The organism is Colwellia sp. BRX9-1 (assembly GCF_014077195.1).
In the GTDB taxonomy this organism is placed as follows: domain Bacteria; phylum Pseudomonadota; class Gammaproteobacteria; order Enterobacterales; family Alteromonadaceae; genus Colwellia_A.
The window spans coordinates 65,572-88,016 of the sequence record NZ_JACGVM010000008.1 but is presented as its reverse complement, the minus strand read 5'-3'; the positions used below and the strand labels follow the sequence as shown (position 1 = coordinate 88,016).

The following is a 22,445-nucleotide window of genomic DNA, read 5'->3' as shown; positions in this document are numbered from 1 at the left end:
TATGTCATCAAAAAGTAATTTTATTGCTCTGAAAAGCATCTTATATAAAGAAATCAATCGTTTTACGCGTATATGGGTACAAACATTGGTCCCTCCGGCTATTACCATTAGCTTATACTTTGTTATTTTTGGTGAACTTATTGGTTCGCGCATTGGACAAATGGGCGGGTTTGATTATATGTCGTTCATTGTGCCTGGCTTAATCATGATGAGTGTCATTACCAATTCATATTCAAATGTCGCCTCGTCATTTTTTAGTGCTAAATGGCAACGTAATGTTGAAGAAATGCTGGTTGCACCGGTACCAAATTGGGTGATTGTTGCCGGTTATGTCGGTGGCGGTATGGCACGTGGTATGTTGGTGGGTACGATAGTGACTTTAGTCTCTTTATTGTTTGTTGATATTCAAATTCATAATATTTGGGTGATTATTGCCACGGTTAGTTTAACGTCAGCCACGTTTGCCTTAGGCGGTTTGATTAACGCTATTTTCGCTGGTAGTTTCGATGATATATCCATTATACCAACGTTTATTTTAACGCCATTAACGTATCTTGGTGGTGTATTTTATTCAATCAGTTTACTCCCTGATTTTTGGCAAGGTGTTTCACAATTAAATCCTATCGTTTATATGGTCAATGCTTTTAGGTACGGATTTTTAGGCATCAGTGATGTGAGTCTAACATTAGCATTCTCTGTATTAGGGGCATTTATTATTACCTTATATGCGATTGCCATGACACTTATCACCAAAGGAATAGGGCTACGTAGCTAATGACTATCAATATCGATAAAGAGGATGTCAGCGTGACGGGTGATTCAAGAGTTATCATCACTAATCAACCTGGCATTCATGAAAAACTTGAAGAAATTGTTGAAAAACATTTACAGCACCGCTCACAAAAGCCTTTTCAAGCACATACCGAGCAAGCGTTTGCCGAAATGGATGTTTTAGTGAAGGCCCATCAAGGGGATATTATTTTAGACTCGTGCTGTGGTGTTGGGCAAAGTACACGTATTTTAGCCAAACAAAATCCGCAGGCTTTAGTGATTGGTGTAGATAAGTCAGCGCATCGCATTAATCGTAATGTTGATGAACTTCTCCATGACGATGGCTCTAAAATTGAGAATTTCCATTTAGTTAGAGCAAATTTGAATGATTTTTATCGTTTAGTTGACCAAGCGAATTGGCCAGTAAATAAACATTATATTTTGTATCCCAATCCTTGGCCTAAATCTAAACATATTCAAAGGCGTTGGCATGGTAGTGCGGTATTCCCACAAATTATTAATATTGGTGAACAAATTATTCTGCGCAGTAACTGGCGATTATACTTAGAAGAGTTTCAATTTGCTGCCGATGTAGCGGGTATTTTAGGTGATATTAGTGCGATTACTAATGAAGAGCCTTTAACGCCATTTGAAGCAAAATATAAAGCGAGTGGTCAACCTTGCTGGCAGTTATTGCTCAATCGTGAATATCTACCTTTTATTTAATTTTATTAACTATGCTGCTTAGCAAAATTGACAATAAGTTAGTGAAACTCGCTAATTTATTTAATGAGCAGTAAATAATGATTTGAAATTAAATTTTATTTTCATTAAAAATCAACTCTTTAACGTATATGGCTTAGATCTTGATTACTTTTTGATTAATGAGTAATAATACTCAATCAAAAAGGATATTGAAGATGAATAATTTAATTAAAAAGAATGTATTAATGATGGCGTTGAGTACTTTAGCACTTGTAGAATTAGCGCTAGTTTACGCAGCAACCATTATGTAGTGACTTTATTGCTGGACTTTTCTCTGGTAGATAAAAATAAAGTACAAGACATTTCAGTCATTTTTTATTAAAGTGCCGTTTTATGTTTACTTACCAACATGGTTACAGCGGCAAGGTATGACGACGAATAAGCGCACAGCAAAAGCGACTCAAGAGTCTTTACACAGTATTTTTACAATTCCGGAAGCACCTGATTCGACGTTGGGGCTAATCGAAAAAGAAATATCAGAAAATCTTGCTGGTTTTTTAGGTAATCATATTGCTGCTAAAGAACGTGCCTTAAGCGAAATTGAAAAAGATTTCGCTAGCTCTGCAATTCCCGAAGAACCTAGTTTTGTTTCTGATCATACTCGTCATATTTTAGATAAAGTTGTTGCACAATCAGTGCATACATCAAGCCCAAGTTTTATTGGTCATATGACTTCAGCTTTACCTTACTTTATTTTACCGCTTTCTAAATTGATGGTGGGTTTAAATCAGAATTTAGTCAAAATTGAAACATCAAAAGCATTTACCCCACTTGAACGTCAAGTGTTAGGTATGATGCATCGTTTGGTTTATAAAGATAATGACCATTTTTATGAGCAATGGATGCACAGTGCTAACCATTCATTAGGTGCCTTCTGTTCTGGTGGCACTGTCGCCAATTTAACGGCCTTTTGGGTCGCGCGTAATAATTTGTTGAAAGCTGATGGTGATTTCAAAGGTATTGCACGAGAAGGCTTATTTAACGCATTAAAACATTATAAATATGATGGCTTAGTGATTTTAGTGTCTGACCGTGGCCATTATTCATTAAAGAAGTCTGCTGATATCCTAGGGATTGGTCAGGACAGCGTGATATCAATTCCTACCGATGGCAATAACCGCATTGATTGCCAGAAATTGCGTGAAAAATGTCTTGAGTTGAAACAAAGAAACATCCGCGTATTAAGTATTGTTGGCGTTGCTGGTACGACAGAAACAGGTAACATTGATCCATTAGATAAAATGGCTGATATTGCTGAAGAGTTTCAAACACACTTTCATGTCGATGCTGCATGGGGTGGTGCGACGTTATTATCAAATAAATATCGTCCACTGCTTAAGGGTATCGAACGCGCTGATTCAGTAACTATCGATGCTCACAAGCAAATGTATGTGCCTATGGGGGCAGGCCTGGTGGTGTTTAAAAATCCGGCTTCTGTGGCTTCTATTGAACACCATGCAGAATATATTTTACGTAAAGGTTCAAAAGATTTAGGCTCACATACCTTGGAGGGTTCAAGACCCGGTATGGCGATGTTGGTTTATGCAAGCTTACATATTATCAGTCGACCTGGTTATGAAATGTTGATTAACCAAGGAATTGACAGAGCACGGTATTTTGCAGAACGCATTAATCAGCATGCTGACTTTGAGTTAATAACTGAACCAGAGTTATGTTTATTAACCTATCGCTACAATCCAAAAGCGGTGCAAAACTTATTAGCAAATAGTTCAGCAGAACAACAAGATAAGATTAATTATTTACTCGATGACCTGACTAAATTTATTCAAAAACGTCAACGTGAAAATGGTAAATCATTTGTTTCACGCACGCGTATTGAAGTGCAGCGTTATCAAGGTCGTAAAACTGTGGTTTTTCGTGTTGTATTGGCGAATCCATTAACCTCCAATGAAATTCTTAATGATGTGCTAGTCGAGCAACTTGAATTGGCTCAAGAAAGTGAAACCTTTCTACCTGATTTGTTGTCTTTAACTTAGCTTATATTTTGTAATTCTGCTTGAAATGTTTTACTTATACTTTCGTTGTGTAAGTTATTTCTTTCGTTTTATTATTTATCTTTCTAAAAAACATTATCTAACTCACTGTTAAGTAAGGATATATATATTTTTAATGAATTTTTGTTCTATAAAGTTTCATTTAGATCTATAAATGTTATTTTCTTTATGAAAGTTGTTGTGTAATAATTCATGCACGATTACATTTTGTGGTGGTAATAATTATGGAATACGACATGAGAAAAACTCCAGTAGAAGTATCTGAACACAATCACGCTGACATTTCATCGGTTCAACAAGCCTTAATTGAAGCGCAAAAAGAAATTTTAGAATTGCAATCGCAAATTCAATGGTTAGAACGCTCATACGAATAAATTTTTGTCGCGTTTTAGCACAGTAAATACTAAAAAGCCGAACGTTATGAAAATAACATTCGGCTTTTTTGATCTTTATTGATTAATACGAGCAGTAAATAATTATTACAGGAAAACTTGTAAATTATCGATTAACCTTGCTTTACCACAATGGGCAGCGGCGAGGATCACTAATTCTTTATCATCTTTATTGGCGGGTTGCAGTGTTCTTGCATGACAAATATCAATATAGTCAGTCTTCATACCGGCATTATTAATCAAATGTGTGGCTTGTTTGATCAGACCACTAAAGTCGTGATCAGACTTTATTTGCTGTGCTAGCCATTGAATGCTTTTTGCAAGTGCTGGTGCGATTGCAAGTTGTTCCGGCGTTAAATAACCGTTTCTCGAACTCATTGCTAAGCCACTTTTTTCGCGAACCGTATCGACAGCAATTATATCAATAGCCATTGAAAGGTCTTCAACCATAGTTTTTATCACTTGGACTTGCTGATAGTCTTTTAACCCAAAACACGCGATGTCTGGTTGTACTAAATTAAACAGTTTACACACAACCGTCGCAACACCACGAAAGTGTCCTGGGCGGCTTTCTCCACAGTAACCAACAGATACATTGGGTACATCAACATAAGTCTGCTTATCTAGCCCTTTAGGATAAATCATTTGAGCTGATGGAATAAAGAGTAAATCAGTATTAGCAGAGACTAATTGCTGTTGATCGTTGTCGAGCGTGCGCGGGTAATTGTCAATATCTTCATTGGCGCCAAATTGCATAGGATTAACAAATATACTGGCAACCACTTTGTCGGCGTGACGATGAGCCTCTGTTACTAAAGCTATATGCCCAGCGTGTAAATTGCCCATGGTAGGGACAAACGCTATTTTTAAACCTTGTTTACGCCATTTAGTGACTTGTTGGCGTAATTCGATAATCTCATTTACTATTTTCATATAGGGTATTTTACAATCTATTTAACAAAAATATGTTCGTCACCAGGGAAATTTCCATCGGAGACTTCGCTAATGTATAACTCAATGGCTTTTTTAATGTCACCAGTATCGATCAAAAAATTACGTGAAAACTTCGGCATATAGCTACAGGAAATACCCAAAGCATCGTGCATCACCAAGATTTGACCATCGGTATCTTTACCTGCACCAATACCAATAGTTGGGATTGAAACAGCAGTAGAAATCGCTTTACCTAAATCACAAGGTATACATTCTAAAACTAACAATTGCGCGCCAGCCGCTTCAAGTAACTTAGCGTCGGCGATCATTTTATCTGCTTGTGATTTTTCACGGCCTTGTACTTTAAACCCACCAAATACATTAACAGATTGTGGTGTTAAGCCCAAGTGAGCACAGACTGGAATACCGCGCTCTACTAGGCCTTTAATTGTATCAACTAGCCATTCACCACCTTCCATCTTTACCATGCTTGCACCGGCTTGCATAAGTTTTGCCGCGTTAGTGAAAGCTTGCTCTTTAGTGGCATATGTCATAAAAGGCATATCACTAATGATGAGGGTGTCAGTAACACCACGCTTTACCGATTGTGTATGATAAGCCATATGGTCTATATCAACAGGTAATGTGTCATCTTGGCCTTGTAAAACCATACCCAATGAGTCGCCAATTAAAATAGCGTGAATACCCGCTTGATCGAATAGTTTTGCAAAACTTGCATCATATGCGGTGATGGTAGAAATTTTTTCACCTTGCTGTTTCATTTTTAGCAAAGTTGATGTGGTTATCTTAGCCATATTTAGTCCAAAATTTTTAAGGTTTGAGTAAATACTCAGAGAGCGTATTTGAGTGGGCGTACTTTCGCATAATTGTTAAATTAGCGCAACTTGCTATGAATTTTTAACCCGTTTGTCGAAATTGCTTGGCTTAATGCTAAAACAGGCTTGCCATTGGGGAGTGTTAGCTTAGGTGATAACTCTGCAAGTGGTAGCAAGACAAACTCACGAAGCTCTAAGCCATAATGAGGCACGGTTAAGCGTTCGTGGTTAATGGTTTCATTATCGAATAAAAGCATATCTAAATCGAGAATACGTGCTCCCCAGCGATTATCTTTTCGAACACGACCGGCATTATTTTCGATGGCTTGTAATTCGTTGAGTAAATCTAAAGGATTTAGGTCAGTTCTTAACAAGGCAACAGCATTCATATAATCAGGTTGGTCTTGTGGTCCCATTGGGCGGCTAAAATACAGCGAAGAAACACCGTCGAGTGTGGTGTTTTTTATTTGTGTTAAGGACGCAACTGCAAGTTCTATTTGTTTTTGAGGATTAGACAAGTTACTGCCTAATCCTACATAGACTAACGCCATTAATCAGTACTGCTCGATTTGTCTTCGCGAACAACTCGACGTTTTCTAGGACTTCTTCGGCTGCTAGTTCGTGATTGGGCAATACTTTTTATCATCAATTCTTGCGTGTTGTGGTCATTCACTTGAAAGTCAGTCCACCACTTTGCTAACTCTTCTAATGCTGGGTTTTCAGGTGTTGCTTCTATTTGGGCTCTCAGTAAAAGAAAATCATATCCCGCACGGAATTTCTGATGTTCTAACGCCTTATAAGCACGTTTACCATCTCTACGACTTAGCTTATCTTGCAGGATCCATATGTCTTTCATTACTGCCTGAAAACGTTTAGGGATACCTATACTGCGCTGTTGTTCAGACATTATTTCGCTTAAAGCAGCAAAAAATACATCTTGGGGTGACAGCTGTGGTTGTGCACTACGTAAACGCTCAACATGACTTTGCAGTGGATACCAAAGCATAGCGGCAAATAAGAATGCTGGGGTGACGCGTTGTTCATTATTAATGCGGCTATCGGTATTTTCCAGTGCTTGAACGATAAAACGTTCAATATGTGGATGATTGCCTTTACTTAGCATTTGGTCAGTTGCTGGGAAAAAATAGCGAAATAAATCATACTTTCTTAACTGCTGAAAAGTAAGTTGCGCTTTGCCGGCAATAAATAACTTTAAAAATTCTTCGAACATTCTTGCCGGAGGTATGTTTGCCATTAAAGGAGCTAATTCAGCAATTGGCGCTTCTGTTTCTGGGCTAATGGTCATATCTAGCTTAGTTGCAAATCTAATTGCACGTAGCATACGAACCGGATCTTCACGATATCGTGTTTCAGGATCACCAATCAAACGGATTAATTTAGCGTTAATGTCGCCAATACCGTTAGCAAAATCATGAACTTTAAAATCTTTTGCACTGTAGTAAAGTGCGTTAATGGTAAAGTCACGACGTTCAGCATCTTCTTCGATAGAGCCATAAATATTATCACGCAGTAACATGCCGTCTTCACTTTGTTTTGAAGTCTTTTGGCAACTTTGCTCTTTCTCTGGCGCATTTTCATGGTGGCCACGGAATGTTGCTACTTCAATAATTTCACGGCCAAAAACAATATGAGCTAACCGGAAACGGCGACCTATTAATCGACAATTGCGAAATAAATCTTTAATTTGTTCAGGAGTCGCATTGGTCGCTATATCAAAGTCTTTTGGCTCTAAACCCAATAATAAATCACGTACACCACCACCGACTAAATAGGCGTCATAGCCACCACTATTTAAGCGGTAAAGCACTTTTAAAGCGTTGTTGCTCATTTTCTTACGAGAAACATTATGCTGGTCGCGTGTTAAAACAGTAGAGCCTGAGGTCGGCTGAATTTTAGTTGAGCTTTTAGCCATTTTTTTTGAGGCTTTACCTAATACTCTTTTACACAAGTTGATAACACTTTTGATAATACTGGCCTTGATTGGATAATGTGGGAAGTTGAAACATCTTGTAATGCTACGTTTCACTTTTTTATTGGCTACAATAATATATCACGGGGCAATAAAAGAGAATATAAAACGTTTGAAAATTCAACAAACACCCGTTTTACTTGAATATTACTGACAAAATGCTATTTCTTGCTGCTTAGGGATCGCATCTGTAGACCAGTTTTCTATCGCCCACTCTATTATTTGCGTGGCAGAATAAGCATAAAGGTCTTTGGGTGGATGTTGCCCTAGAAAATTAAGGGCTGCGATTAAGGAGGGGGTTGGATTGTTATTATCAATGGCAGGAGCTTTGTTTTGTTTACTGAGTTTAAAACCAGTAGCATCAACGGCTAATGGAATATGGCCAAATTGTGGCGCTTGATAACCTAATTGTTGATAAAAACTTAACTGCCTTACTGTCGGATCAAGTAAATCACAGCCTCGAATAACATGGCTAATATTTTGATAAATATCATCGACCACAACAGCAAGTTGATAAGCAAATAGCCCATCTTTTCTGGCTAAAATAAAGTCTTCTTTGGCAAGCTGTTGCGGACAAAAATAATCACCTTGTATTAAATCATGATAGTGATAAATACCGTGGAGATTACATAACCGCGTAGCACTATTTGTTTGCGGATGATTTTTATTTCTGCACTGACCTTGATAAACCCCGCCCTGGGCCTTGATTTCAGCGCGTGTACATTGGCAGTGGTAAGTGAGTTTTTGCTCTGCTAATTGTTTTAAAACGTCACGATATAAATCGCTTTGCTGACTTTGATATAAAACAGGTTCGTCCCAGTGGAGTCCATAAGCATCCAGTGTTGTTAAAATTGCAGCACTGGCGCCGAGCATTTCACGGGGTGGGTCTATATCTTCAATACGAACTAACCATAAACCTTGCTGATTTTTTGCATGTAAATAGCTGGCGAGTGCGGCGATTAAAGAGCCAAAATGAAGGAAGCCCGAAGGGGATGGAGCAAAACGGCCACGATATTGAGTCGTAGATTTACTCAAATATTGTGGCCGCGTAATATTAATTTTGTCGTGATTCATATAATGAATACGTTAACGTAATATCATTTAATCAAGCAACTAACCTGCTAATTGGCGTTCTTTAATCTCAGCAAGTGTTTTACATTCAATACATAAATCAGCAGTTGGGCGCGCTTCTAGACGACGAATGCCAATTTCAATACCACATGAATCACAGAAGCCAAATTCATCTTCTTCAATCAATTGTAATGTTTTTTCAATTTTTTTAATGAGTTTACGTTCACGATCTCGTGTGCGTAGCTCTAAACTGAACTCTTCTTCTTGAGCTGCTCGGTCAACCGGATCAGGGAAGTTTGCTGCTTCGTCTTGCATATGCATAACTGTGCGGTCAACTTCTTCGCGAAGCTGCACTCGCCAAGCATCAAGAATTTTCTTGAAATGCTCTAATTGAGCAGCGTTCATGTACTCTTCGTTGGCTTTCTCTGCGTACGGCGATACGCCCGCTAATGCTAAAATACCTAGTACTTTTTTGGCTGGCATGCTTATTCTCCTAAATGCTACATCGACCTACATGGCGAAGTTGTTGCTCTTTCATTAAAAGCTACACCCGTGGTTGCAATTGCCAATAATAAATAGACCTGAAATACCCAGTCTATATTGCGTTGCACGAATCATAATTCAAGGCTTTCGTTACAATTAACTTAAAAAATAATTATTCTTCTTTTAAATCAAACGGTTATGGGTTCGTTCGGAAAAGTGGAAATATTTTTGTATACTATTTTTTAACAATTTATTTTTGAGCAAGCTTTTTTAACAATTTTTGTTAGGGTGAGTCAATGTATTTAACTCTTTTTTTTGGTTAATCCGTTACATTTTCCGCTAATTTTACCGGCAAGGCGTCGACCAAAGTCATTTGAATGTTGCTGATATCTTGCTTAAAGCTTACTTTGTAAGCAATAACCTCAACACCCTGCTCCTTAGCCTGTGATAGAAGTTCTGCATATTTAGCGTCAATATGCTGTGCGGCCATAACGCTTTCAATCCCACTATGAAGTACAGCAAATAACAAAATAGCTCGATGACCTTGTTGTTTCATTTGCATGAGTTCACGTAAATGCTTCTGGCCACGAAGCGTGACTGCATCAGGAAAGTAGCCTTGCTTACTTATAGAGCCATCACCTAGCAGGGTAACACTTTTAACTTCTATATAAGTTAACACATCGTTTTCGTCAGTAAGTAAGAAGTCGATTTTACTATTTTCATCACCGTATTTTACTTCTCGTTTTAACGTTTTATAGTTGTGCAGTTCACTAATTGTTCTATTAGTCAGTGCTTCTTCAACTAATTGGTTGGCACGTAGGGTATTTACACATATAAAATGATCATTCTGTGTTTGAGTGATTTCCCAACTGTAAGGATACTTACGTTTTTTATTATCGGAAGTACTATACCAGACAGTATCTTTTTCTGTAGCACAACCGGTCATAGCACCTGTATTGGCGACATGAAGTGTTGTTTCAGTGCCATCTTCTAATATGATATCTGCAAGGAAACGTTTATAACGTTTGATTAAAATCGCTTTTTTAAGATTTATGTTCATTGGAAAAATAAATGATAAGTTTTATTAATGTTACGTTATGTACTGACAAACCGCTAACTTTTGTTAGTGGTACTTAATTGGCCAACAATACTCGCTAAAATTATTGCAAAGTTAGCCGTTTTGATAAAATATTTCTTAGATGTTTTGGTGCTGTCGTTAAAAAGTACAACAAGAAAATCGCAGTATTATACCGTTAAATAATCCATTTTCCCTGCTGAACGCCCTCGTTTAAAGCTGAGGTTTGGCTAGGTTTACATTAATTAAATAACTACTTTTCAAAAAATATCGGCTTTGCTTGATGATGAGTATAAACTAAGTCGTATTAATTTATGATCTTCAGGATAGTTTATGACCCAAGTAACAAATATTCATTTATCAAAGCAAAGTAGTAGTAATAATTGGCAAAGTGACAACCTTGTTCAGTATGTTGATAACGAACTTCATATCTGTTTGAAAGATTCAAGTGGTAGCCCCTTAAGACAGATTCAAAAAGCAGCACGTAGCATTGAGAAACTTGGCGTTAAGCATGCACGTTTATCTGGTGATAACTGGCAAGCTAATACTCAATGGAGTTTTGCACTCGGTTTTACTTGTGTCGGAAAATTAACTAACGTTGAATTTACCGGTAGCAGCGAATGTATCAACAGTTTGAACGACAAATTAGCTGTTTTTGCCTGGAGCCGTGATTTAATTAATCAAACACCTTCTGAGCTATATCCGCTTAAATTGGCTGAGTTAGCAGCAGATTATATTAATGCTCAAGCACCTGCTTATGTCACCAGCAATATTATCTCTGGCGATGAATTGCAACAGCAAGGCTGGGTGGGCATTTATAATGTTGGTAAAGGCAGTATTAATCCGCCGTGTTTATTAGAAGTTGATTTTAACCCAACAGGCGATCCTGATGCGGCTGTATCTGCTTGTTTAGTCGGTAAAGGTATCACTTTTGACAGTGGCGGTTACAGCTTAAAGTCAAACGCAGGAATGTTTGACATGAAATGTGATATGGGCGGTGCTGCAGTGGTTGCGGGAGCTATGGCATTAGCCATTAGACAAGGTCTAAATAAACGCGTTAAGTTATTTTTATGTTGTGCTGAAAATATGGTCAGTAACGATGCTTATAAGTTGGGCGATATTTTAACTTATAAAAACGGTGTAACGATGGAAGTCGCTAACACCGACGCTGAAGGTCGCATAGTACTGGCTGACGGTTTATTAGCAGCAAGCGAAACTAAGGCGCCTCTTATTATTGACGCAGCAACACTAACAGGTGCGGCGGTAATGGCTACTGGTGGTGAATACAATGCTTTATTTACTTTAGACAACCAAGCTGCAGAGCAAGCGAAAAAAGCCGCAGAGCAAGTGAATGAGCCAATATGGCAATTTCCTTTAGCCGTTTGGCATCAAGATAAATGTCCATCTGAATTTGCAGATACGGCAAACAGTCGACCTGTACCGGGTGGCGGTGCTGGCGGTGCAAGTAATGCTGCGGGATTTTTATCTAGATTTGTCGACAATGAAGGAGCAGGTTGGTTACATTTCGATTTAGCGACGGCTTATAATGGCAGTAGCACTAGCCTGTTTAGTGCCGGAGGGACTGGCTTAGGTATTGCCACGATCGCTGAGTTAATTAAGTAATTTTTAATGTGACGTGTTAATCGATATAAAGCACAATAATGAACATTATTGTGCTTTTTTTTAGGCATTTATATATTTACATTCTTAGCGGTTATTTACCTGTTTTAGGCTGGCGAACGAAATATAACAATATGGCTTGAAACGTTTGTGATAGAGTGACCATCAGCTTGTTACCCGACCCTATTTCATAAAATTAAAATGTCTGTTTCTCCATTACCCATAGAAAACATCAAAGCGGAATTTCTTGATGCATTAACTCAGCATCAAACTCTTGTACTATCTGCTCCGCCAGGCGCGGGTAAATCAACAGGCCTACCGTTATGGCTATTAGCACTTGGCCAATTTAAAGGTAAAAAAATATACTTACTTCAACCTCGTCGTTTAGCGGCTAAAACAGTTGCTTGTTTTTTAGCGAAGCAGATAGGTCAGCCGGTCGGGAAAACAGTCGGTTATCGGTTGAAAAATGAAAGTAGGGTATCTGAAAATACTCAATTGGAGGTCATCACTGAAGGTATATTCACCCAAATTATTCAGCATGACCCTGAGCTTGAAAATTGTGCTTTAGTGATCTTTGATGAGTTTCATGAAAGGTCACTTCATGCAGATTTAGCTTTTGCATTAGCACGAGATACACAACAAGGGTTACGAGACGATTTAAAAATATTATTAATGTCAGCAACGTTAGCGACTGCTGAATTACTCAAGCAATTACCCGACGCCGTTTCTCTTGCTAGTGAAGGTCGAAGTTTCCCTATTGATGTTAGTTATTCGCCAGTAAAAAATAGCCGATTATGGCGTGAACACGCGGTTAATATTTGTAAGAATGCAATAAACTCGCACCAAGGTTCAATATTGGTTTTTTTACCCGGTATCGCTGACATTCGTTTTCTTGCTGAAAAGTTAGGTGAGTTATTACCCAAGCATTTTTTATTATGTCCATTATATGGCAACTTAACGCTTGCGGAGCAACAACAGGCAATTTCGCCTACCGAGCAAGGGCTTCATAAAATTGTTCTAGCAACTAATATTGCAGAAACGAGTTTAACTATTGAAGGAATTGATTTAGTTATAGACTGTGGTTTAGAAAAAGTCGCCATCTACGACCGGCAAACGCTGACAAATCAGTTACAGCAGCGTAATATTTCTAAGGCCTCTGCAATACAGCGTATGGGACGTGCGGGTCGAATGATGGCAGGTAAATGTATTCGACTTTACAGCGACGAAGATTTTCAGCGCAGGAACGAACAAAGTGCCAGTGAAATTCAACAAGCTGACTTACTTCCTATGGTTATAGAGGTTGCACGCTGGGGTGTTAAGCAATTTAATGAACTACCTCTGATAGAACTTCCGGCAAAACTACTCGAAACTCAAGCATGGCAAGAATTACAAAAGCTGCAGATACTTGACGATAAAAGAAACTTAACTCCACTTGGCAAAAATGTTGCTGGTTTTGCTTGTCATCCACGTTTTGCTAAAATGATTGTGAGAGCCTCAGCATTAGAAAAAAAACATCAATACTTAGGATTAACAAACCTCGCCGCATTGTTAGCGTCATTGCTTGAAGACCGAGATATATTTCGTGGTGAACGTGCATTTACCGATTGTGACTTACGTCACCGTTTGAGTGAGTTAATTCAGCAATCAAACAGCAAAAAATATCAGTCATTTTTCCTACAAACAAAAAAACACTTACAAAGAATTAATGAAGTTTCAGTATCGAATTTATCAAGCTTACCAGTGGAATTAACCGGATTATTACTTGCTTTAGCTTATCCCGAGCGTATTGCTAAACAACGGGCACAATACGGCCATTTTTTAGCTGAAAATGGTAAAGGTCTTATGATCAATGAGCAAGATGCGCTGGCGAGTGAAGATTATATTGTGGCTGCTAATTTAGCTGAATACCAACAAAAATTACAAGTAAGACTTGCTGCACCGGTTGATATTAAAAAGCTTATTAATTTGGGAATTATCGCTGAAAAAAAAATAAAACAACTTAATTACGATTCGAAAACCCAACGTATAAGTGCTAAGCAGCAAACAGTATTTGGTGCTATTGTCTTGTCAGAAAAGCCCAGTAATGAACAAATAAGTGATGAAGCACTAGCTACTTTATGGCAACAACAAATTGAGCGAAATGGTCTGTCCTATCTTCATTGGCGCGAAGCTGATCAAAAATTACTCAGTCGTTGGCGTTGGGTTAATCAAACTCAGCCGCATTTAAATTTTCCTAATGTTGAGGAAAGTGATTTATTACAACACTTAGCGTTATGGTTAGTTCCTTTTATTGGTGCGATTAAAAATAAAAACCAGCTAGATAAAGTAAATTTATCATCGGCATTACTATCGTTACTTGATTATAACCAGCAAAAAACCTTCGCTCGTATTGCCCCTGAGTATTTTGTTGGCCCAACAGGAAGACGTTGCCCAATTCGATATAGTGTCGAGCAAGCGCCAATTGTTTCAATGCCTATGCAAGAGCTTTATGGCGTGAGTGTTACCCCTAAGGTTGGCGATGATCAACATAACAGCGATGTTTCCTTGATTATTGAGCTGCTATCGCCGGCAAAGAGACCTATTCAAGTGACACAAGATCTCATTGCTTTTTGGCAAGGAAGCTACAAGGAAGTACAAAAAGAGATGAAAGCAAAATACCCTAAGCACTTTTGGCCGAATGATCCCGCTAATGCAAAGGCGACTAACCGCGTTAAAAAATATATGTAATGAAGCATTAGCTTTATTAACGGATGAAAATACTATTTAAAATGACTAATAATGTGAAAAAAGAAACCAAAGAAAAGAGTTCTACCAGAGCCTCTCGGGTAAGTTGGTGCTGGCATACTGCTTTGAAATTGTTCATCACCTTTATATTTTTATTTAGCTTTTATGCGGTTTACCTCGACAGTAAAGTGAAAGATAAATTTGAGGGGCAACGGTGGAACATTCCCGTGCAAGTTTATGGCAAAGTTGACAGTTTCAAAGTTGGCGATAATGCTTCACTTGCTCAACTAAAGCAAAATTTACTTTTGTCTGGTTATCAGAGAAAGCAACAGGCGCTCAACCCGGGAGAATTTGCTTTATCAAAGACGACGCTGATTGTTTATCGTCGCGCTTTTGATTTTGGCAACGGTAATACGCACGTAGAGCGTTTCACTATTAATATTGCCGGTAACAAAATACTTTCTTTGTTTAATGAGCAAGGAGCTATTGAAAGTTTTTCATTTGAACCTTACTCACTGGGACGATTAGTTCCTGAAAACAAAGAAGATAGGGTGATAGTCTCACTACAAAGAGTACCAGAGCAACTTATTGATACCTTACTATTAGTTGAAGACCGTGATTTCTATTTTCATGCGGGTGTTTCCCCATTAGGAATTTTTCGAGCTTTAGTGGCTAATATTCAAGCAGGGAGAACGGTTCAGGGAGGGAGTACCTTAACACAGCAACTGGTTAAAAATATGTTTTTAACCCGTGATAAAACACTCTGGCGTAAAGTTAACGAAGCGGTTATGTCGATTATTTTGGAGCTTAGATATAGCAAAGATCAGCTACTTGAAGCCTATATAAATGAAGTCTATTTAGGACAACACTATGCTAATGGTATTTATGGTTTTGGCTTAGCAGCTAAATTTTATTTTGGTCAGCCGATCCAATCTTTAACGATTGAACAAATGGCCATGCTTGTTGGGCAGGTCAAGGGGCCTAGTTATTATGATCCTTGGCGTCATCCTAAAAATGCTAAAAAGCGACGAGATCTTGTTTTACGGTTGATGTATCAAAATGAACTGATCTCACAAAAAAACTATCAAGCGGCAGTCGTATCACCTTTATCTATTCGTAAAACTCGCCGTTTAGCCAATAAAAAGTTTCCTGCTTATTTACAATTGGTCAAAAAAGAACTTTCTGAAAAGCTTTCAGCGTTCCAACAACAAGCGGGTGTTCGAGTTTTTACAGGCTTTTCAATAACAGCACAAATGAATGCAGAACAAACGATAGCTAAGCATATCCCTGAGCTAACAATACTAAACAAAGGCGAGTCCTTACAACTTGCCATGGTGGTTACCGATATCAAGTCAGGTGAAGTAAAAGCCTTAGTTGGCGATAAAAAAGCGGGTTATGCCGGATTTAACCGAGCATTAGATGCTAAACGTCCCATCGGTTCATTAGTAAAACCCGCAATATACTTGGCCGCTCTAGAGCGTTATCAACAATATAACTTTGCAACCTTATTGAACGACGAACCTATTGTACTTATCAGCGATGGGGGCAAAGAATGGCGTCCAAATAATTATAATGGAAAATTTGAAGGCAAGGTAAGCCTACATGATGCTTTAGTTAGGTCGTTAAACGTGCCAACAGTGAATTTAGGTATGCAACTCGGCTTAGAAAATATTGCCAATATCTTTCACTTGCTAGGTTATCCCGAAGATATCGTCACTCGCCCTAGTATGTTATTGGGCTCTTTAAGTTTATCACCATATGAAATTAATCAGCTTTATTTATCTATAGCCAATCAAGGATTTAAGAGTAATAGTCATGCGATTGACCGTATTATCTCGGCACAGGGCGAAACTTTATGGCAATTTGAAGCGCCAGACGAGCAGTTGTTCTCAACTCAAGCTATGTATTTACTTGACCATGCTTTATCACAAGTAACCGAAGTGGGAACGGCTAAGTCGCTTACTTGGCGTTTAGATGGGGCAGCAGTAGCAGGGAAAACGGGTACCACCAATGATCAAAGAGACAGTTGGTTTATTGGTTATGATAACCAAAACTTAGTGACGACTTGGCTAGGTCGTGACGACAACAAACCGACCAACCTAACAGGCAGTAGCGGCGCTTTAGTGCTATTTGCACAGTTTATGAATAAAAACGGTGTGGTTAACAAAAGTCGTTTAATGCCTGAAAATATTGCATTAACTAATTTTGAATCTTCCAGTGGTATCGCCGTCAGTATCGAGTGTGCTGAAATGATTAGTTATCCGGCAATAACGACAGGTCTTTTAATAGAGCCGCATTGTTTAGGAAAAAAGCTGACAGAAAAGAAGAAAAAGTTATCTTGGTTCGAACAACTTTTTACTGATTAGCATGACAGGTTTACTAATGTATCTTGTTTTTTTATCATGCCTTTTCTTGCATGTTTATTATACAGATACTATTGTATAAAAAATTAGCTGGCTCATAGGATTGCTTGTTAATCATAAGGGATTGATATCACGTATAAAATTAATACGCTGGATCTGATATGAAGCATCGTTTAAGTTTTGGCTTTTATAATATATTTGCAAATAATATTATTGAAGTAACCGCTGATGAAGGCGTCGAAATGACACTTGAAATGGTTGAGGAATGCCATGAATTTGTGCATGAGAACGTAGAAGGGGATTTTGCCTTGTTAATCAACCGCATTAATAACTACACCTATACTTATGAGGCGAAACTTTCAGTCGCATCTTATGAAGGTTTAAAAGCGCTTGCCTTTGTTTGCTATTCTGAAAAAAGTGTCTTAGTGACGAAGAAACTGCAGGCAAGTCGTTCATTTGATCAATGGAAATATCCGGTATTTTCAGGTTTAGAATTAGGTTGGCAACAAGCTTATCATTGGCTTGAAAATGAATTACTGGCCGTTAAAGTAAATTAGCGTCACCGTTAATAAAAAGGGATAGCCATCGGCTATCCCTTTTTATTTTAAGGATGGTCTTGTTAAAAAATGAGCATCCTTGTGCGTCAACGGGCGTGGTTTAGTCGCTAAACCACGCTAATTTTTACATTATAGTTGAGCAAAGCACTTATCAGCAGCGGCTAACGTTAATTCAATCTCTTTATCGGTATGAGCCATAGATAAAAAGCCAGCTTCATAAGCTGAAGGTGCCAAGTAGATGCCGTTTTCTAGCATTAAGTGGAAGAAACGTCTGAACTTATCTGTATCGCAAGCGGTTGCTTGTTCAAAAGTAGTGACAGGCTCTGGTGAATCAGTAAAGAAAAAACCAAACATTGCACCAGCATAGTTAATGCTTAATGACACGCCATTGCGCTCGGCTGCTGCTTTTAAACCCATAGCAAGCTTTTCAGTTGATGCACTCAATTGCTCGTGTTTATCACCGATGCTTAATTCATTTAATGCCGCTAAACCGGCAGCCATAGCGATAGGGTTACCCGATAAGGTACCTGCGTGGTAAACAGGGCCAATAGGTGCAATATAATCCATAATCTCTTTTTTACCGCCAAACGCACCGACAGGCATACCACCACCAATAACTTTACCTAACGTCGTTAAATCAGGAACAATATTGTAATGTGCTTGAGCCCCACCTAATGCAATACGAAAGCCGGTCATTACTTCATCAAAAATCAATACACTTTTATGTTCATCACAAACGTCACGTAGACCTTCAAGGAAACCTTCTACCGGAAGAACACAGTTCATGTTTCCAGCAACAGGTTCGACAATAATACAGGCGATTTCATCTTTATATTTAGCAAAGATTTGTCTAACTTCGTCAATATTATTAAAACTAACGGTTAATGTGTGCTTGGCAACATCAGCAGGAATACCAGGTGAATTTGGCACCCCCATGGTTAGTGCACCTGAGCCTGCTTTTACTAATAGCGAATCAGCATGACCATGGTAGCAACCTTCAAACTTTAAGATTTTATCACGTCCAGTGTAGCCACGAGCTAACCGAATTGCGCTCATGGTAGCTTCTGTACCTGAGCTGGTCATTCGAATGCGTTCCATTGACGGTACTAGTTCACGTACCTTCTCTGCCATAGTGATTTCTAGCTCGGTAGGTGCGCCAAAACTTAAGCCATTTTGAGCAGTTTCAATAACTGCTGCTAAAATAGCCGGGTGGTTATGGCCTAAAATCATTGGTCCCCAAGAACCGACATAATCAATATAAGCTTTATCATCGGCGTCATAAATATATGCACCTTCAGCGCGTTTAATAAAACAAGGCGTACCGCCAACACCATTAAATGCACGAACAGGCGAGTTTACGCCACCGGGAATAATTTGTTTTGCGCTGTTAAAAAGTTGTTCTGAATGGTTCATAAATTGCCTACTTTGTTAATTATAATACGACTAACATTAAATAAACTGTTGTCGCTTATATACTTAAGAATTATTTATTTGTTGGTGTACCAAGTCACTGGTTTTTCAAATTGGCTGAGCTTATTTTCAACACCCAGTGTTAAGGCAAATAATGCCATACGTACCAGTACACCATTTTGGGCTTGTCTAAAAATAGCTAGGTTGTCTAAATCATTTAAATCACTATCAAGCTCGTTTGCTTCAGGGCGAGAATCGCGTGGTAAGGGATGCATTATCACAGTATGTTGCTGGCAAAACTGCTGATAAACTTCTCTATTTAAGCTGAAATGACCACGGTACAAATTAGCTTCGTCTTTACTGGCAAAGCGCTCTTGCTGAATGCGCGTTTGATAGATGATATCGCACGATAAATTATGGTCAATTTTATCGGTAACCACAACTTGATGTCCGGCATTGGTTAAGGATGAGATTATACTGTCGGGCATGTTAAGTGCGTCAGGAGATATCATCGTTACTTTCATGTTTTTATATAAGCTGAGTAATTTTGATAATGAATGTACGGTTCTCCCGTGTTTGAGATCACCCATTAAGACAATATTTAAACCGTCTAAAGTTTTGTTATGTGGCGCCATTTCAGATTGCATGGTAAACAAATCAAGTAAGGCTTGTGTTGGGTGTTCATTAGCTCCATCTCCGCCGTTAATAACCGGTACACTACTGCCTTTTGAAAACTCTTCAACTGAATACATCGTGGGATGTCGCATCGCAATAATATCAGAGTAGCCGCTAATAACACGTGCCGTGTCAAAGAGAGATTCACCTTTACTCAACGATGAATTTTCTTGTCCAACGGTCTCACGAACAGCACCACCGAGAAGGTTAAAAGCCGCACCAAAACTGACCCGAGTACGGGTACTGGGCTCGAAGAAAAGATTGTTGAGAATTGCGCCATCCAACACATGACAACGCTTCTTACGCATAGCATAAGGGGCCATTAGTGATGAAACTTCTAAAATACGAGAGATAGCATCGCGATTAAGCTGCGAGACAGAAAGGATATGACTTCCTTCAAACTTCATCATAAAAAGTTACCTAAAATTATAAGACTGCGACTATTTTTGATGCAGGAATATAGCACAATTCAGAAATGTTGAGAATAGATTATCGCTGTTATTCAATTTCTGTGTGTCTAAATCAAAGCGTTCAAATTAATTAATGAAAGCTTCTTATGGGCTATAAACCAGAATATGAGCAAAGATAAGCCATTAGAAAGGTTTTAAATACACCAAATATAATATGGCGAGCAATATAAGGACGGGAAATTCATTAAAAATTCGATAAAATTTTCCTGAACGTACATTTTTATCTTCTTTAAAATCTTTAACTAACTTAAAACAATAACCATGGTAAGCGAGCAGTAAAATCACTAAAGTTATTTTTAAGTGCAACCATTTTGAAGCAATAAACCAAGCGTACCCGTAATAATAAATCAAGGCTATGCCTAAAGACACGGTTAACACAGCGAAAGGTGTTACAAAATATAACAAACGTTTTTCCATCCCCTTTAAATGCTCGGCGACTTCAATACTAGAGGTTTCAGCATGATTAACAAACAGGCGTGGTAAATAAAAAACACCAGCAAACCAAGCGACCATAAAAAAAACATGGCAAGCTTTTAACCATAAAAGAGTTGTCATACTGTTGTTTTTCCTTCTAATAAATAACTTCTGATCTGTTCAAAAGTAATAATACCTAAGATCTCATTAGGATCATTATCATAAATATAAACACCACCATCTCGCTGTTCAATCAGGGCTAAATAGGCTTCAGCTAAAGTTGATTGGCTTTGCAAAGGTAGTAGCTGTAATTGTACTATTTCAACGCGCTTAGTGCCTGGCTCGTGTTTTATTTTTAACCATGAAAATGTTGAGTAAGGACTAAGACTTTCTGTTTCAGGTGCTACTTCAATAATAACATGATTTAACAATTCAACATTCTTCAATGCCCTGAAAACTTCCAAAGAACATTCTTGTTGATAAACGCTAATATTTTCCTGTAAAACGCCTAATACACCGATACGTTGCAATGATTTCTCGATGGGAGATTTTCGATATTTGAGACCCTGCTGCTCAAGTTGCATAACAAATACCGATCGGTTGTTGAAAAACTGCCCTGAAAAGACACAGGCAGTGGTGATAACTATCATTGCTGGCACAACAACCTCTAACTGATTTGACAACTCGACTACCGTTAATAATGCGGCAAGGGGAGCGTTTAGTGTTGCTGCTAAGAACCCCGCCATACCCATTAAGGCATAATCACCAGCAAAATTTTCTCCGGGTAGATAACCCGTAGCTAATACTGAAACACAGGTGCCTACAATAGCACCAATACCAATAATAGGACCGATAATACCACCAGGAATACCTAGGCCTAAAGCGGTAATGGTCATCAAGATTTTAGCGAATAAAACCCCAAGTAATAATTGTAAAGGAATATTATTTTCTAAGGCAAACGTTATTACACTTAAGTCTGTGCCCATAGCAAAGGGTACAAAGAAGCCAAGTATGCCAGTAATTAATGCTGCTAACATAATGCGTGGCACAATATGAATCGAGCTCGAATATTTTATAATAAGGACTAAGTATCGGTTAAAGCCATAGGCTAATAACCCAAGTATTAACCCTAATATAATCAAAACAGGGTAATGATGAAAACTTAGGGATATTTTACTAAAATATCCAAATTCATGGGCAGGCCCCAAAAGGCTTCGGGTGATCATTGACCCCGTAATAGAAGCGATCATTACAGGAATAAAAATATGCACTTTGTATTCGCGTAAAATAACTTCCATAACAAATATAACAGCGGCAATGGGGGTATTAAAACAAGCGGAAATACCTGCGGCAATGCCACATGCACAAAGTGTGCGTATGGTATTAAAAGGTAGATTTAACTTGTTACCTAAATAACTGCTACAAGCGGCTCCTAAATGTATAGCAGGTCCTTCTTTTCCAACTGAGAAGCCTGAGGCTAATGCAATCACACTGCCGAAAAATTGATTTAACGTATTGCGAAATGGAATAATGCCATTAGCTACTTTTAGGCGATGTAATACAAAAGGAATGCCGGTGCGTAAATACTGGTAGCCGGTTAGCCAAGCAAAAAATAAAATGACTAATCCGCCTACGATAGGCAAATGGAAACGACTTAAAGCATCTAAGCTGGTATAATTATCTTTTTGGACTAAATAAAAGCTTTGAACTGTCTCAATGCTGTAGGAGAATAGCACAACTAAAAGTGCTGATGCAGTGCCACCTAAAGCGGCTAACAAACAAAGTTGCCAGGAAGTTCTCGGTAAGGCTAAACGTTTTCTAAGTAAAGAGAGCGATATCATAATAATGAAAGGGTGCACCTTTTATTGTTTGAGCCTAAAA

The 22,445-nt window shown here is 38.4% G+C and carries 19 protein-coding genes; 8 read left to right on the top strand and 11 right to left on the bottom strand.

The window, feature by feature from the left end; genetic code table 11:
* Position 1: 1 nt before the first annotated feature.
* The 4 genes from H4J76_RS09740 (at position 2) to H4J76_RS09725 (ending at position 3,925) form a co-directional block, all read left to right on the top strand.
* Positions 2-775, top strand: a complete 774-nt coding sequence (locus tag H4J76_RS09740; RefSeq protein WP_182215604.1) for an ABC transporter permease — start codon at positions 2-4, stop codon at positions 773-775.
* Positions 775-1,497, top strand: a complete 723-nt coding sequence (locus tag H4J76_RS09735; RefSeq protein ID WP_182215602.1) for a tRNA (guanosine(46)-N(7))-methyltransferase TrmB — start codon at positions 775-777, stop codon at positions 1,495-1,497. Before H4J76_RS09740 ends, H4J76_RS09735 begins: the two co-directional genes overlap by 1 nt.
* Positions 1,498-1,904: 407 nt before the next feature.
* The gene (gene panP, locus H4J76_RS09730; RefSeq protein ID WP_182215601.1) at positions 1,905-3,533 is read left to right on the top strand and encodes a pyridoxal-dependent aspartate 1-decarboxylase PanP; all 1,629 of its coding nucleotides are present in this window, start codon (positions 1,905-1,907) and stop codon (positions 3,531-3,533) included.
* A gap of 254 nt (positions 3,534-3,787) precedes the next feature.
* Positions 3,788-3,925, top strand: a complete 138-nt coding sequence (locus tag H4J76_RS09725) for a hypothetical protein (RefSeq protein WP_157470960.1) — start codon at positions 3,788-3,790, stop codon at positions 3,923-3,925.
* Positions 3,926-4,030: 105 nt separating this feature from the next.
* Here H4J76_RS09725 and panC read toward each other — a convergent pair whose 3' ends face one another.
* The 7 genes from panC to sfsA form a co-directional block, all read right to left on the bottom strand.
* The gene (gene panC, locus H4J76_RS09720; RefSeq protein WP_182215599.1) at positions 4,031-4,876 is read right to left on the bottom strand and encodes a pantoate--beta-alanine ligase; all 846 of its coding nucleotides are present in this window, start codon (positions 4,874-4,876) and stop codon (positions 4,031-4,033) included.
* A 17-nt stretch (positions 4,877-4,893) separates the two neighbouring features.
* The gene (gene panB, locus H4J76_RS09715) at positions 4,894-5,691 is read right to left on the bottom strand and encodes a 3-methyl-2-oxobutanoate hydroxymethyltransferase (protein ID WP_182215597.1); all 798 of its coding nucleotides are present in this window, start codon (positions 5,689-5,691) and stop codon (positions 4,894-4,896) included.
* An 80-nt stretch (positions 5,692-5,771) separates the two neighbouring features.
* On the bottom strand, positions 5,772-6,263 hold the full coding sequence (gene folK / locus H4J76_RS09710) for a 2-amino-4-hydroxy-6-hydroxymethyldihydropteridine diphosphokinase (protein WP_182215595.1): 492 nt from the start codon (positions 6,261-6,263) through the stop codon (positions 5,772-5,774).
* Positions 6,263-7,645: a polynucleotide adenylyltransferase PcnB gene (pcnB, locus tag H4J76_RS09705; protein ID WP_182215628.1), complete on the bottom strand. Its 1,383-nt coding sequence runs from the start codon at positions 7,643-7,645 to the stop codon at positions 6,263-6,265. Before pcnB ends, folK begins: the two co-directional genes overlap by 1 nt.
* Positions 7,646-7,849: 204 nt before the next feature.
* Positions 7,850-8,776, bottom strand: a complete 927-nt coding sequence (gene gluQRS, locus H4J76_RS09700; RefSeq protein WP_182215593.1) for a tRNA glutamyl-Q(34) synthetase GluQRS — start codon at positions 8,774-8,776, stop codon at positions 7,850-7,852.
* Positions 8,777-8,815: 39 nt separating this feature from the next.
* Positions 8,816-9,256 carry an RNA polymerase-binding protein DksA gene (dksA, locus tag H4J76_RS09695; RefSeq protein WP_182175389.1) on the bottom strand — a complete coding sequence of 147 codons (441 nt, stop codon included), beginning with the start codon at positions 9,254-9,256 and terminating at the stop codon, positions 8,816-8,818.
* A gap of 319 nt (positions 9,257-9,575) precedes the next feature.
* Positions 9,576-10,316: a DNA/RNA nuclease SfsA gene (gene sfsA / locus H4J76_RS09690; RefSeq protein WP_182215592.1), complete on the bottom strand. Its 741-nt coding sequence runs from the start codon at positions 10,314-10,316 to the stop codon at positions 9,576-9,578.
* Between the two features lie 348 nt (positions 10,317-10,664).
* Between sfsA and pepB the strand changes: the two genes are divergently transcribed.
* The 4 genes from pepB (at position 10,665) to H4J76_RS09670 (ending at position 17,595) form a co-directional block, all read left to right on the top strand.
* Positions 10,665-11,954, top strand: coding sequence for an aminopeptidase PepB (gene pepB / locus H4J76_RS09685; RefSeq protein WP_182175393.1), 1,290 nt, complete (start codon positions 10,665-10,667; stop codon positions 11,952-11,954).
* Between the two features lie 198 nt (positions 11,955-12,152).
* Positions 12,153-14,678, top strand: a complete 2,526-nt coding sequence (gene hrpB / locus H4J76_RS09680; protein WP_182215590.1) for an ATP-dependent helicase HrpB — start codon at positions 12,153-12,155, stop codon at positions 14,676-14,678.
* A 53-nt stretch (positions 14,679-14,731) separates the two neighbouring features.
* On the top strand, positions 14,732-17,041 hold the full coding sequence (gene mrcB, locus H4J76_RS09675; RefSeq protein ID WP_182215588.1) for a penicillin-binding protein 1B: 2,310 nt from the start codon (positions 14,732-14,734) through the stop codon (positions 17,039-17,041).
* Between the two features lie 158 nt (positions 17,042-17,199).
* The gene (locus H4J76_RS09670; protein WP_182215586.1) at positions 17,200-17,595 is read left to right on the top strand and encodes a hypothetical protein; all 396 of its coding nucleotides are present in this window, start codon (positions 17,200-17,202) and stop codon (positions 17,593-17,595) included.
* A 129-nt stretch (positions 17,596-17,724) separates the two neighbouring features.
* Here H4J76_RS09670 and hemL read toward each other — a convergent pair whose 3' ends face one another.
* From hemL to H4J76_RS09650, 4 genes are all read right to left on the bottom strand, one after another.
* A complete protein-coding gene (gene hemL, locus H4J76_RS09665) occupies positions 17,725-19,008 on the bottom strand; it encodes a glutamate-1-semialdehyde 2,1-aminomutase (RefSeq protein WP_182215584.1) in 1,284 nt (427 codons plus the stop codon).
* A gap of 74 nt (positions 19,009-19,082) precedes the next feature.
* A complete protein-coding gene (locus tag H4J76_RS09660) occupies positions 19,083-20,090 on the bottom strand; it encodes an aspartate carbamoyltransferase (protein ID WP_197517584.1) in 1,008 nt (335 codons plus the stop codon).
* Positions 20,091-20,273: 183 nt separating this feature from the next.
* On the bottom strand, positions 20,274-20,705 hold the full coding sequence (locus tag H4J76_RS09655) for a CopD family protein (protein WP_182215583.1): 432 nt from the start codon (positions 20,703-20,705) through the stop codon (positions 20,274-20,276).
* A complete protein-coding gene (locus H4J76_RS09650) occupies positions 20,702-22,405 on the bottom strand; it encodes a chloride channel protein (protein WP_182215581.1) in 1,704 nt (567 codons plus the stop codon). The genes H4J76_RS09655 and H4J76_RS09650 overlap by 4 nt, the downstream gene beginning before the upstream one ends.
* Between the last annotated feature and the right edge of the window lie 40 nt (positions 22,406-22,445).

Excerpts from the sequence above, each read along its gene's own strand:
- pcnB (WP_182215628.1), bottom strand. The coding sequence starts at position 7,645 with ATGGCTAAAAGCTCAACTAAAATTCAGCCGACCTCAGGCTCTACTGTT.
- H4J76_RS09725 (WP_157470960.1), top strand. The coding sequence starts at position 3,788 with ATGAGAAAAACTCCAGTAGAAGTATCTGAACACAATCACGCTGACATT.
- hemL (WP_182215584.1), bottom strand. The coding sequence starts at position 19,008 with ATGAACCATTCAGAACAACTTTTTAACAGCGCAAAACAAATTATTCCC.
- H4J76_RS09670 (WP_182215586.1), top strand. The coding sequence starts at position 17,200 with ATGAAGCATCGTTTAAGTTTTGGCTTTTATAATATATTTGCAAATAAT.
- H4J76_RS09655 (WP_182215583.1), bottom strand. The coding sequence starts at position 20,705 with ATGACAACTCTTTTATGGTTAAAAGCTTGCCATGTTTTTTTTATGGTC.
- panC (WP_182215599.1), bottom strand. The coding sequence starts at position 4,876 with ATGAAAATAGTAAATGAGATTATCGAATTACGCCAACAAGTCACTAAA.
- panP (WP_182215601.1), top strand. The coding sequence starts at position 1,905 with ATGACGACGAATAAGCGCACAGCAAAAGCGACTCAAGAGTCTTTACAC.
- H4J76_RS09660 (WP_197517584.1), bottom strand. The coding sequence starts at position 20,090 with ATGATGAAGTTTGAAGGAAGTCATATCCTTTCTGTCTCGCAGCTTAAT.
- panB (WP_182215597.1), bottom strand. The coding sequence starts at position 5,691 with ATGGCTAAGATAACCACATCAACTTTGCTAAAAATGAAACAGCAAGGT.
- gluQRS (WP_182215593.1), bottom strand. The coding sequence starts at position 8,776 with ATGAATCACGACAAAATTAATATTACGCGGCCACAATATTTGAGTAAA.
- folK (WP_182215595.1), bottom strand. The coding sequence starts at position 6,263 with ATGGCGTTAGTCTATGTAGGATTAGGCAGTAACTTGTCTAATCCTCAA.
- H4J76_RS09735 (WP_182215602.1), top strand. The coding sequence starts at position 775 with ATGACTATCAATATCGATAAAGAGGATGTCAGCGTGACGGGTGATTCA.
- sfsA (WP_182215592.1), bottom strand. The coding sequence starts at position 10,316 with ATGAACATAAATCTTAAAAAAGCGATTTTAATCAAACGTTATAAACGT.
- pepB (WP_182175393.1), top strand. The coding sequence starts at position 10,665 with ATGACCCAAGTAACAAATATTCATTTATCAAAGCAAAGTAGTAGTAAT.
- dksA (WP_182175389.1), bottom strand. The coding sequence starts at position 9,256 with ATGCCAGCCAAAAAAGTACTAGGTATTTTAGCATTAGCGGGCGTATCG.
- H4J76_RS09650 (WP_182215581.1), bottom strand. The coding sequence starts at position 22,405 with ATGATATCGCTCTCTTTACTTAGAAAACGTTTAGCCTTACCGAGAACT.
- hrpB (WP_182215590.1), top strand. The coding sequence starts at position 12,153 with ATGTCTGTTTCTCCATTACCCATAGAAAACATCAAAGCGGAATTTCTT.
- H4J76_RS09740 (WP_182215604.1), top strand. The coding sequence starts at position 2 with ATGTCATCAAAAAGTAATTTTATTGCTCTGAAAAGCATCTTATATAAA.